This is a genomic window from Pedobacter sp., assembly GCF_045628745.1.
Classification (GTDB): domain Bacteria; phylum Bacteroidota; class Bacteroidia; order Sphingobacteriales; family Sphingobacteriaceae; genus Pedobacter.
Window position 1 is genome coordinate 1 of the sequence record NZ_JAZQPU010000217.1, and the last position, 12,260, is coordinate 12,260.

A 12,260-nucleotide genomic window follows, 5' to 3' on the forward strand; every position below is an offset into this window, starting at 1 on the left:
TGTAAATACACCAAGAAGGCCCGCGCTTAAGTAGCCGTCAATGATGGTCCTGGTTTTTGCAGACACCGTTGATAAGCGACTAACCACACCTGCTGTGTAAACTCTTTCCATAGCCGTCTTTTCTGTAAACGGTTTCTCATCCCACAGTGCCCTCGGGATTAATGACTGCATAGAATTCTCTAAAATTTGTAACCTATAATATGGTTGTTGTGCAGGTGTGTGTTTTACATATTGACAAAACATACCAATTTCACTAAACCTATTGGTGAGGAACGCCCAGTTATTGTTGCGAATTAATACTTCCTTTTCTCCGCTGGCTAGCAGTTCGTAGGCTTCTGCTCTTGCTGTCTGTGGACTTTTGTTACCTATCCATGATTCCTTTCTCACTATGGTAGTCAAGGTGGGTAGAATATACAGCAGCAAATAAAGGGAGGGGAAAAAGAGAATGGTGATTGTTTTTTTAAAGTGTGGATAGGCAAAAAAGCCTAATGTGATTAAATTGACCAGGATTATTTCCTTAAAACCTGTTAGTGTAGCATTTAACAGGTGCACGATAAAACACAGGCCTCCCAACAAAATGAGTACAGCCTTTCGATGAGCCAAGCCTGTTACCAGCAGATATGCTTGTCCGCTTGCTGCTATGGCGAGCAGGTAATATTTCAACTGTATAAAAGCTGGAACATAATTCATCAGGATAGCAATACCTGTGGTGATCAATGTTAACCATATAATCAATGCAGTTAAGTTGAGGCGGAGCTTGAATTTTACAACCGTAGCCTGAGTTTTAGTTTGCAAGGTGATACCCACGACTAAAGCAATATGCCCCAACAATGCCATCCTTTGGCTTTTGGCCAATAAGTAAGTTTGATCGTTCACCAAAAAGTGAGAATAATTGATATCCCTGAAGTATTCGAAACCTAAATGGTCAATGAAATAAAATATAGAAGTGCAGCACATGTAACCGGCAAAAATGAGTTGCAACAGCACAATTGGTCGCATTATTTGCTCGCTTAAAGATCTGTCCATTTTGATACAGCGATAGGATGATAAAATTGTCGCGTAAAAAATATAAAAAGAGCCTAAAAATGCAATAGTGTACGACAATAGGGGATGGTGGGTAACAAGTTCCGCTAAAACCCATGGGATGGTAACCATAAAGATCAGCGTCGATTTATCGGTAATTTTAGGAATCATATAAACAGTTAATAATATGGTCAACCTGTACTTTAAAGCTCCATTTTTGAATTTCTTTTTTTGAATATTTACCTGCTGTTTCCAATCGATCGGGTTGTTCTAAGAGCAGCTTCAATTGCCTGCTGAAGTCCATGGGATCTTTGCTTCGAAATATTTTACCATTGTTTTGACTCACTAAATCTATGGCTGCACCACATTGATCTGAAACTAACACTGCTTTTCCACAGGCCATGGCTTCATTGATTGAAAGGCCCCATGATTCATTTTTAGAGGGTAAACAAAATAAGTCGCAAGCCTGGTAATAGGCCGGGATTACCTGTTGGTTCTGAAAAGGTAATAAATGAACATTTTGATATTTATTCACTTCTTTCTGGAGTTGACCTTCCAATACACCAGAGCCAACCAACAGCAGGTGTGTATGTTCAATTTTGAGTTCTACAAAAGTGCGGATCAGGTTAAGTATATTTTTATTGGTGTTCAATTTTCCTGTGTATAAAACCAGTGTGTCTTTTTTGCTGAGCCCCAGACTTTGTCTTATTCCCAATTTTTGAGGTTTCGAAAATCTTTCATTGTCGATGGAATGTGGTGCAAATTTTAATTGTTTATCCTTAAGTCCATATTCTTTGAAATAAGCTTTATTGTTGGTGCCTGTATAAAGTGCAACATCTATGTGTTGATAAACCCAGGTTAAAAAGACCTTTTTTATAGGAGCCTTCCACCATGGTGAAAGTTTCAACATTGTAGAATCTCCTCTAAAAATTATAGTTACTTTGTTTTTAAAATACCTAAGTAAGCTGAGGTGACCTGGAGCAGCCCAACCATAAATTATAATATGCGTTGGGCGATAAATGGAAATCTGTGCTATTCTTGCATCTTTAGTTACCCATTCATAAGCATAGCCTCTTAATAAAGGTATATCCCAAGAGATGTTTCGCTGAAAGCCATGGTCATACAGACTTTCTTTTTCTGCTGTATAGAATACCTTTACATCTAATTGCTGTGTAAGCATTTGAAAAACAGGTGCATAATATTGAATGGGATGGGTGGAAATAATAGCAATTTTCATTTCTTAATTAGCATTTAAAAGCACTTTGAGGCGCTCCTTATATTGAGGGTAATTAAAGTTTTTGACACAAGTGTCCTGGATATGGATTTCTTGATGCTGATCAGTATTTCTTAAATGTTGTCTGATAGCCTTTTTAAGTTCATCAGGATTTTCAGGGTCGATGGACTGGCCCAGTTTGCCATTTAAAATTGCATCCCTGCTTCCGTCATCATTCCCGCAAATGATTTTTCTGCCACAAGCAGCTGCTTCAATATAAACCAATCCAAACCCTTCTTTTTTGCTGGTCATGATAAAGATGCTGGCTAGCAGGTAATGTTCAATTAGTTCCTTTTCGGGGATAAAGCCAATTAATTGAACGTGACTTTGCACTCCATGGTTAAGGATCAGTTGCTGGAGCCGTGCTGTTTCCCTTTGCTCAGCTTGACCCGCAATCAGGTAACAGAGGTTAGGAAATTCTTTAACCAGATCTACAATGCAGGGGATAAGCAGGTCATAACCTTTACCCTTGTCATGATACGTAAGTCTGGAGATGACCAACAAAATAGGCTGTTTATGTTTTAAGTTATATTTCTTTAGCAGGCGTGATGATTGATTAAAATTTTTAGGTACTTCAAAAAAGGGATCCAGGCAATTGTTTACCACATAAACATTTGCTGGGTCTATTTGGTGCTTTTGAATGATTTGTGTTGCTGTATATTGGCTTACCGCCCATACCTGCATATTTTTTTTGATAAACTTTGTTTTCCAGGAGGAAAGAGGTCTCCATATTTCTGTTCCATGAGCAAGCATAATGAGCTTGAGTTTTGGGTTGCATATTTTGATAATGAGGGCTACTGAAATCAAGTTGACATGGCTTATCAGAAGCGTATTAGTTTTTAAGCCCTGAAAGATGGCCTCCAAAGTGAATAAGAATCTATGGTAGCCAAAGCCTTTGAACTGGCTATTGTGAAGATATCTTTCATCTAAATCTTTAGAATGGTCACATAAAGAGCGTACTGTTATGGGCATTTCTACGCCATCCAAATCCGACAATACCTTGCAGAGTGTTCTGCATACTTTCTGAATACCCCCGATTGTACCGAAAGTACTTAAGGTTAGAAATAGAATATGTTGTTCTTTGTTAATTTGCATTTGCGCTGGCATAATGTTCAAAGGATTTTTCATTAGTAGAAAGGCTATAATAATTGCTGTGAACAGGTCCTTTGTTAAAACAATTGAGCACAATGGCCACGTTATTTAAATTAAATTCTTTGGCTAACTTTTCTGGTAGTGTTGCGGCATGTCGGCTGGAGACCCCGTATCGAAGTACAAAGAGATTAAGATCTGCCAACCTCATCAGGGGAATACTATCCGATACCAAGCCTACAGGCGCCGAGTCCAGAATAATAAAATCATACCTTTCTTTGAGGTAACTGATGAGGTCCTTCATTCTTTCAGACTGAATCAATTCAGATGGATTGGGGGGCACAGGACCGGCGGGTATAAAATCTAAATTGGCAAACCTGGTAACTTTACACAGTTCTCCAACGGCCTCCTGTGCAGAAAGGTAACTGCTTAAACCAGTGAAATTGCTTACTCCAAAAGTCTTATGTAACTGTGACCTTCTAAGGTCTGTAGCTACCACTACCACTTTTTTGTTGATCAGGCCTAGTGTTCCTGCTAAATTTAAGGAGGTAAAAGATTTACCCTCCCCAGAAATTTCTGAGGTAATGCAAATGACCTGTCCATTATTTCCGGCGATCATAAAATCTAAGTTGGCCCGCATGGCACGGATAGATTCAGAAAATAAGGACCTTGGATAATCTATAGATAATATTTTATGCTCCTCCAATTTCCCAATATGTTTTCCTATCGTGCCTACAATAGGGATTGTAGATAATTCGGTAATTGTTTCTATTTCATAGAGATAAGGATTTAACTTCCGCACCAGAAAAACCATGAGGGTGCCGATGACGAATCCTGCCAAAGCAAAATCTTTGTAGACATTAACTTCAATAGGGTAACTGGGTTGGGCTGAAAGCATGGCTTCATCAATCACCTGTGCACCGGAAGTAACGGCCGCCGTGGAAATATGAGCTTCCAGCTTTTTTTCGGAGAGGTAATTATAAACCTTTTGGTTAATGTTGAAATCTGATTGCAAGCTGATGTAATCCTTTTCAATGGCAGGTGCCGACTGCATACTAGATTTGATACCTTGTATTTGCTGATCCAGATAGGTAATTAATTCCTGGTTTTTTAAGTTTTGACTCTTGATGTTATTGTTAATGGCTAGTTTGATTGCTGACAGCTGTTCATCTAAATCAACAATAAAGAGGGAGCCAGGCTGGTAGGTTTTCGAGAACTCATTTCTTTTGTCCATCAACAAATTGAGCTTTTGAAGTAACGTAAGGAGTTGGCTATCTTCAACACCTTGTAAACTAAAGTTGGGTGTATTGACATTATGATTTTTTTGAAGCGAACGCTGTAAGTCTGTGGTAAATAATTTCTGAATGGAAAGATTGTGCTTCTCTGTTTCAAGGCTACTGAGCCGGGTAATGAGCAACTCCGCATTGGAAGACACATCCAATAGCTGGTTTTCTGTTTTAAATTGTTGAATGTCTTGTGCTGATTTTTTAAGCACCACAGACATGTTCTTCAACAGGGTGTCAATATACAGGGCGGTTTGTTTGACTGATACAGAACGTTGGGATCTGTCAAATTTTAGATAGGAGCTTAAAATTGAATTTAAAATGTCCCTTGCAAAATAAGGGTTGGTGTCTGTGTAAGTGAGGTGAAGAATATTGGTGTTTTGGTTATCGTCGATCTTCAGCGATTCATTCATACTCATCAAAAAATCATTGACCACGTTAAATCTAAAGTGATAAGTCAGTTCAGCACGCGGTGCCGCAGTAATCTTAAAGCTGAATCCATTTAATGAAATTTGTTCACCATAGGAATGTACGCTACTCTTTTTAAAGCTTTGAAAAGCATAATGAAGCCTGAACTGTTGATCATTAAGCCTTTCATATTTAAACAGTGTGTTATGGATTTTTCCGTTCGGAATTGAAGACACCTGGATAGATAAAGGCTTTTCAGGGTAAAGATTGTTGAGGTTAAACCTGTCGTCATTATAAAAACTAATTTGATAGTCTAGTGCCTTGATCGCCTGGGTAAGGACATTCCTGGAATAGAGGATAAATTTTTCTGATTCTGATTTACTCGTCCGGTCGTATATATTTCGGATACTGATGAGTTCTGATAATTCAGATTTTTTGTCCTCTATTTTGATAGAAGCATTAGCGCTATAAGTGGGCATAGTAAAATAGAGGAATAAGTATCCGCCTGCCAGGAATAAGAGTAATGAACCTAAAATGTAAGGCCATTTGTCTATCACTATCTTCAACATTTTCATATACCCTGGGCTTTGCTCCATATAAATATTTAATTTAAAAAAGGTTAAATTATTTTATTAGAATTAATATTTTTCTTTGATTTATTTTCGACTACGTTTGATATAAAACTATTAATTATAAATGAAAGTAAGTATAGTGACCATCGTTTTAAATTGCGAAAAATATATTGCTGATTGTATCGATTCTGTATTGATTCAGGACTATCAAGAAATCGAATTGATTATCATTGATGGGAAATCAACGGACTCCACCATACCAATCATAAAAAGTTACTTACCCCAGGTGAGTTATTTTATTTCTGTGGCAGATCAGGGATTTTACAGTGCACTTAATCAGGCTTTAAACATTGCTACCGGGGATGTGATTGGAATATTAAATGCCGATGATGTGCTTGCAGATGCTCATGTAATCTCCACTATCGTGGAGAAATTCAAGAATAACCATTGCGAGGCTGTTTATGGTAATTTGAATTATACCAAACGCGATGATGTCAATGCAGTAGTCAGAACCTGGCGGTCGAACTCTTTCCAGCGCAATGCAGTGCATTACGGTTGGATGCCCCCTCATCCCACCATTTACATTAAAAAAGAAGTGTATGAAAGACTAGGTGACTTTTCAATGGATTTTGGGCATTCTTCCGACTATGAGTTGGTCTTGAGATTTTTTTATAAACACCACATCTCTGCAGTTTTTGTAGATAAAATTTTTGTGAAAATGAGAATTGGAGGTATGAGCAATAATTCACTTCAGCAACGCTTAAAAGCTTGCATTGCAGATTATAAGGCAATGTGTGTGCACCAGGTGCCATACCCACTGATCGCTTTAGTTGGAAAAAAGATAAGAAAGATTGAGCAATACTTCTAATGATATATTTAGTTGTGTATATCCTGTCCTTTTTCCTAGTAGTTTTTTTGCTGGCAGCCATCATTTATTTGTGCAATGCGTATAAAATTTATGACAGAAATGATTCATTAAAAAAGAATCCTAAAAAAATTTCCAGATTGGGAGGTGTCGCTTTGTTTATGACATTTTTAAGCGTGAATTATATCTTTAATGCCGATCCATCTTTTACTGCTACTTTCTACATTGCATTTCTTATGCTTTTTCTATTAGGGTTAGGTGACGATTTACATAATATCAAACCCTATGTTAAATTCTTTGTACAACTAATTGTTGCTGTTTTATTAGTCGCATTTTGTCAAGTCAATTCACAGCCTGAGCTAGTTCAATCAATGTTTTGGTATCCTACATTCGATACCAACCTAGGCATATTTGTATTGGTACTATCGATCAATGCTTTTAATTTGATTGATGGCAGTGATGGCTTGGCGGCTATGCTGGGTTTAACGATCAATTTATTCTTAACCGCCCTACTTTTTCGTTCAGGTGATGTATCTAATACCTTGATAGGGATGTCTATATCTGGTATTTTGAGTGGTTTTTTGTTTTTAAATTCCTCACCTGCAAAAGTTTATATGGGCGATTCCGGCTCTACGTTTATAGGTTTAATATTAGGAATATTAGCCTTAAGGGTTTTGAACCTTTCCAGAGATACCCATTCATTCCCGGATAACGTTCCTGTTTTATTGCTTGCTTTATTTATTGTTCTCCTGTACGATACTTTTAGGGTGATTTTCATTCGTCTGCGCTTAGGAAAATCTCCATTTAAGGGAGATCAAAATCATATCCACCATCGGCTAAAGCGTTATGGTTTATCTGATGATCAAATTGCTGGTCTACTTACAGGATTTACCTTTTTAATGGTAACAGCAGTCATATTACTACAGCAAATGGGAAATTTATTTCTCTGCCTGTTCTTATTAGTAGCTTGCATAGTGTTTAACCAAACTATTGACTACCTACTCAGAAGTAGTTTCAAAAAAACTTAATCCGAATAACTGACCATAATAAATAGAATATAGGTATTTTTGCGCCTCATGAATATAGCTATTAATGGTTTTGGTAGAATCGGGCGTATTTTTTTACGCCGGGCTTTAGAAAAAAATATAAATATTGTTGCCATCAATGACCTCGCTGCTCCTGCAACATTGGCTCATTTATTTAAATATGATACAGTTCATCGTGGTTTTAAAGGAACTGTGGAGGTTGAAGAGGATGCCATTGTCATCAATGGCAAAAGAATCCTTGTTTTTTGCAATCCTAAAGCGAATGAATTGCCATGGAAAGCATTAGCAATTGATTTAGTTTTAGAAGCCACCGGAAAGCACATTTCCAGAGATACCGCTTCTCTACATCTTGAAGCAGGCGCAAAGCAAGTGCTGATTTCTGCACCAGCAAGCGATAAGGATATTCCTATGGTAATTCTTGGTGTCAATGATGGGGAAGTAGACCTTAATGCAGCTATTTTATCCAACGCTTCCTGCACCACAAATAATGTAGCACCCATGGTGAAGCTTTTAGATGACCATTGGGGAATTGTGGAAGGGTATATTACTACCATTCACTCCATGACGGGTGATCAGAGTTTACATGATGCCCCGCATAAAGATTTACGCAGGGCCAGAGCGGCATCTGCTTCTATCATTCCAACCACTACTGGAGCGGCAAAAGCCATCACTCATGTGTTTCCGCATTTAGATGGTAAGCTGGGTGGAGCAGGCATCCGTGTTCCCGTACTCAACGGTTCCCTCACAGATTTTACCTGTATCTTAAAAAATCCTGCGACCATTGCTGAAATTAATGCGGTGTTCAAAAAAGCGTCAGAAAATGAAATGATAGATATCCTGGAATATACTGAAGACCCAATTGTATCGGTAGATATTTTAGATAATCCACATTCCTGTATTTTTGATGCACAACTGACTTCCATTGTAGGCGACCTTGTGAAAGTGGTGGGCTGGTATGACAATGAATCTGGGTATTCAGCAAGGTTAGTGGATGTTATTTTGAAGATGGAAAACAATTAATTCTTCTAAAATGGTTAAATATATTCTGCCTGAGGAAACCTTAAATTTAAGAAGCCGAGTATTAAGAAATGGTCAGCCTTTAGCGCAGTGTATCTTTCCTACAGATGAGCAGGGATTTCACTTAGGTGTTGTTGATAACGATCAGATCGTTTGTATTGCCAGCTTTTACCCCAACGACTATCCTGAAAAGGGAAAGGGTGGTTATAAACTCCGCGGAATGGCCACAGCGCCAGAATTCGCCGGAAAAGGTTTCGGCAATCTGTTGATAAAATTTGCAATAAATGAGTTAATAGCAGCTAATGCTTCTTATATTTGGTGCAATGCACGAAGTTCTGCAATTGGCTTTTATACAAAACTTGGTTTTGAGCTTGTTACTGAGGAGTTTGAGCTGCCTGGAATAGGAATGCATTTTAACATGATATACAATTTAAAAGATGATGAATACAATAGATCAATTTGATTTTAAAGATAAGAAAGCGCTTGTTCGTGTAGATTTTAATGTGCCTTTAGATAAGGATTTTAATATTACTGATGATAAGCGTATGCGTGCTGCATTACCTACGATCAATAAAATTTTAAATGATGGCGGTTCAGTAATCCTGATGTCTCATTTAGGAAGACCTAAAGGTGGTCCGGAAGCTAAGTATTCTTTAAAACATATTTTGGGCGATCTTTCCAGAATGCTTGATCTTGAAGTTAAATTCGCTGAAGATTGTATTGGTCAGGAAGCGATCGATAAGGCTGCTAACCTTGTTCCCGGACAAGTATTATTGTTAGAGAACTTACGTTTTTATAAAGAAGAAGAAGAAGGTAATAAAGAGTTTGCAGGTAAGCTTGCCAGTCTTGGTAATGTGTATGTTAATGATGCCTTTGGAACAGCACATCGTGCGCATGCTTCAACAGCAATAGTAGCTGAATTTTTTCCTACTTCTAAATTCTTTGGTTATTTAATGGCTGAAGAATTAAAAAATGCCGAAAAAGTAAACCACCATGCGGTAAAACCTTTTACAGCAATAATGGGTGGCGCAAAAGTTTCCGATAAAATTTTACTGATTGAGAGTTTGTTAGATAAAGTTGATCACCTGATTATTGGTGGCGGTATGGCTTATACTTTTGCCAAAGCTCAGGGTGGTGAAATTGGTACTTCTTTATTAGAAGAAGATAGAATGCCACTTTGCTTAGAACTATTAGAAAAAGCAAAAGCTAAAGGTGTACAGATTCATTTACCCTTAGACACGGTCATTGCTGACAAATTTGATAACAACGCTGCGAAGCAAAATGTAGATACTGGAAAAATTCCTCAGGACTGGATGGGTCTTGACATTGGTCCTAAAACAATCGCCTTATTTACGGATGTAATTAAGCAATCAAAAACCTTATTATGGAACGGTCCGATGGGTGTTTTTGAGATGGATAATTTCGCTCACGGAACCCGCGCAATTGCCGATGCAGTAGTAGCCGCAACCCGCGAAAATGATGCCTTTTCTTTGATTGGTGGAGGTGATTCTGCAGCCGCAATTGCAAAATTCAATTTAGAAGATCAGGTGAGTTATGTGTCCACTGGTGGTGGTGCACTCTTAGAATATATGGAAGGTAAAGAATTGCCTGGTGTTAAGGCAATTAATTCTTAATCTTAATAGTTAATGTAATTATTTTTAATGTTATTTCCAGTATTTGCGTCCTCAATTCTTTGGGGACGCTTTTTCTTTTTAACGCTTTTGAGCCTATAATTGCGTCTCTCTACTGTAATTGTAATCATATGAAATATGTTGAAAACTTTTTTGTGGTAAAATGTGGTAAAAAGTGGTAGAAGTACTCTATTTTTACACTACATAAAATGTGTACACCTTAGAATGGTTCAACTGTTAGGAGAATTCGATTGTAAACTAGACGCTAAAGGCCGCTTGATGATCCCTTCGAGTCTAAAGAAACAATTGCCTAATTTGGAGCAGGAGGGTTTAATTATTAACCGGGGTTTTGAAAAAAATCTGGTTATTTACCCTAAAAAAGTTTGGCAAGAAATTGTTGAAGATTTAGGGAAATTAAATGCTTATGAACAGAAGACCAGGGAGTTTATCCGCTACTTCACCAGGGGTGCAACAGAATTAATATTAGATGCCACAGGCAGGGTTAATTTGCCTAAAACATTATTGGAGTCCGTTGGGATTTCCATAAATACAGAAATTATACTGGCTTGCCAGTTTGACAAAATAGAAGTTTGGTCGAGAACTGCTTATGAAGCTTTGTTTGACCATGAACCAGAAAACTTCGCCAAGTTGGCTGAAGAGATTATGGGAAATTTGAATAGGAGGGATGATGGAAAATGATTACCACGTACCAGTGCTGCTTGAGGCATGCATAGGGGGCTTAAACATTAAGCCAAATGGCGTTTACGTGGATGTTACTTTTGGTGGTGGAGGACATTCAAAAGAGATTTTAAAGAAATTAAACAAGGACGGTATTCTTATTGCCTTTGATCAGGATCCTGATGCGCAAAGAAACAAAATTGATGATCCCCGCTTTTTATTCGTAGATCAGAATTTCGCTTTTTTAAAAAATAACCTTCGTTTATTGGGGTTTAAACAAGTTGATGGCATCTTAGCTGATTTAGGCGTTTCATCTCACCAGTTCAATGAGCCTGAGCGTGGTTTCTCCACGCGCTTTGAATCTACGCTAGACATGCGTATGGATAAGCAGGGAGTGTTAACTGCTGCTGATGTACTGAATAAATACGCAGAGGAAGATTTACATAAGATTTTCGGTATTTATGGTGAGGTTAAAAATGCAAAGTCTTTAGCAAGAGCTATCGTAACTGCTAGAATGACAGCACCAGTACTTACACTTGCCGACTTTAAAAAAGCTATCGCTTCACATATCCCAAAAGGTAAAGAAAATAAATACATGGCCCAGGTATTTCAGGCCTTGCGCATTGAAGTAAACGGGGAAATAAAAGTATTGGAAAGTTTTCTTGAGCAAACCGCGGAGGTGTTAAAACCAGGTGGCAGATTAGTGGTCATGTCTTACCATTCTCTTGAAGACAGGCCTGTAAAGAATTTCCTGGCTAAGGGTAAATTTAAAGGTGAAGTAGAAAAGGATTTCTTTGGCAACCACCAGAAGCCCTTTACTGTAATCTCCAGGAAAGCTATTGTTGCAGAAGAGGAGGAGCTGGCCAAAAATAGCAGGGCCAGGAGTGCAAAATTAAGAATTGGTGAAAGATTATGAACCAGTTCCTGAAAAATACCGGGGAGGAGCCTGAACAGCAGGATGAGCCACAATTAAAGTCGCCAAGACAAAAAAAAGTAAAAAAACCGGAAACGGGAAATGCTTTTAAAAGACTTTTAACAGATGGGGTCATTACCAAGGAAGCTGCGACAGAAATGTTGCCGTTTTTGTTGTTTATATCCTTTTTGTGTATGCTTTATATTGCCAATAGTCATATGGCAGTGAAAAACATCAGGGACATTGATAAATTGAATAAAGAAGTAAAAGAATTGAGTTGGGAGTATAAGTCATTAAAAGCCGACCTGATGTTTAAAAGTAAACTTACCGAAGTGGCTAAAAAGGTAGATACTTTAGGCATTAGAGAATTGGTGGTACCCCCAAAAAAGTTAATTATAACTAACGATGAACATTAGGGCTAATATTTTATTGCGTGTTTATCTGTCTTTTGGACTGATCGTA

General features: G+C 37.9%; 12 protein-coding genes. 8 read left to right on the forward strand and 4 right to left on the reverse strand.

Annotation, left to right across the window (positions count from 1 at the left end; translation table 11 throughout):
- The 4 genes from ACR2F7_RS08200 to ACR2F7_RS08215 form a co-directional block, all read right to left on the reverse strand.
- A partial coding sequence (locus ACR2F7_RS08200; protein WP_432713096.1) for an exosortase Y-associated Wzy-like protein occupies positions 1-1,194 on the reverse strand: 1,194 nt, incomplete at its 3' end.
- The gene (locus tag ACR2F7_RS08205) at positions 1,184-2,260 is read right to left on the reverse strand and encodes a glycosyltransferase family 4 protein (protein ID WP_432713097.1); all 1,077 of its coding nucleotides are present in this window, start codon (positions 2,258-2,260) and stop codon (positions 1,184-1,186) included. The genes ACR2F7_RS08200 and ACR2F7_RS08205, both read right to left, overlap by 11 nt.
- Positions 2,261-2,263: 3 nt before the next feature.
- Positions 2,264-3,424: a glycosyltransferase family 4 protein gene (locus tag ACR2F7_RS08210; RefSeq protein ID WP_432713098.1), complete on the reverse strand. Its 1,161-nt coding sequence runs from the start codon at positions 3,422-3,424 to the stop codon at positions 2,264-2,266.
- On the reverse strand, positions 3,381-5,651 hold the full coding sequence (locus ACR2F7_RS08215) for a GumC family protein (RefSeq protein ID WP_432713099.1): 2,271 nt from the start codon (positions 5,649-5,651) through the stop codon (positions 3,381-3,383). Before ACR2F7_RS08215 ends, ACR2F7_RS08210 begins: the two co-directional genes overlap by 44 nt.
- A gap of 121 nt (positions 5,652-5,772) precedes the next feature.
- On the opposite strand from ACR2F7_RS08215, the gene ACR2F7_RS08220 reads away from it, so the two are divergent.
- From ACR2F7_RS08220 to ACR2F7_RS08255, 8 genes are all read left to right on the forward strand, one after another.
- Positions 5,773-6,516 (forward strand): glycosyltransferase family 2 protein, encoded by a 744-nt coding sequence (locus ACR2F7_RS08220; protein WP_432713100.1) that lies wholly within the window; start codon positions 5,773-5,775, stop codon positions 6,514-6,516.
- Entirely contained in the window at positions 6,516-7,541 is a 1,026-nt protein-coding gene (locus tag ACR2F7_RS08225; RefSeq protein WP_432713101.1) for a glycosyltransferase family 4 protein, read from the forward strand. Before ACR2F7_RS08220 ends, ACR2F7_RS08225 begins: the two co-directional genes overlap by 1 nt.
- 48 nt (positions 7,542-7,589) lie before the next feature.
- Positions 7,590-8,579, forward strand: a complete 990-nt coding sequence (gap, locus tag ACR2F7_RS08230) for a type I glyceraldehyde-3-phosphate dehydrogenase (protein WP_432713102.1) — start codon at positions 7,590-7,592, stop codon at positions 8,577-8,579.
- 10 nt (positions 8,580-8,589) lie between these two features.
- Positions 8,590-9,039: a GNAT family N-acetyltransferase gene (locus tag ACR2F7_RS08235; RefSeq protein ID WP_432713103.1), complete on the forward strand. Its 450-nt coding sequence runs from the start codon at positions 8,590-8,592 to the stop codon at positions 9,037-9,039.
- Positions 9,017-10,210 carry a phosphoglycerate kinase gene (locus ACR2F7_RS08240; RefSeq protein ID WP_432713106.1) on the forward strand — a complete coding sequence of 398 codons (1,194 nt, stop codon included), beginning with the start codon at positions 9,017-9,019 and terminating at the stop codon, positions 10,208-10,210. Before ACR2F7_RS08235 ends, ACR2F7_RS08240 begins: the two co-directional genes overlap by 23 nt.
- Before the next feature lie 222 nt (positions 10,211-10,432).
- Positions 10,433-10,906: a division/cell wall cluster transcriptional repressor MraZ gene (gene mraZ / locus ACR2F7_RS08245; protein WP_432713104.1), complete on the forward strand. Its 474-nt coding sequence runs from the start codon at positions 10,433-10,435 to the stop codon at positions 10,904-10,906.
- Positions 10,896-11,801, forward strand: a complete 906-nt coding sequence (gene rsmH, locus ACR2F7_RS08250; protein WP_432713107.1) for a 16S rRNA (cytosine(1402)-N(4))-methyltransferase RsmH — start codon at positions 10,896-10,898, stop codon at positions 11,799-11,801. Before mraZ ends, rsmH begins: the two co-directional genes overlap by 11 nt.
- Positions 11,798-12,214, forward strand: a complete 417-nt coding sequence (locus tag ACR2F7_RS08255; RefSeq protein ID WP_432713105.1) for an FtsL-like putative cell division protein — start codon at positions 11,798-11,800, stop codon at positions 12,212-12,214. The genes rsmH and ACR2F7_RS08255 overlap by 4 nt, the downstream gene beginning before the upstream one ends.
- The last annotated feature ends 46 nt before the right edge of the window (positions 12,215-12,260 follow it).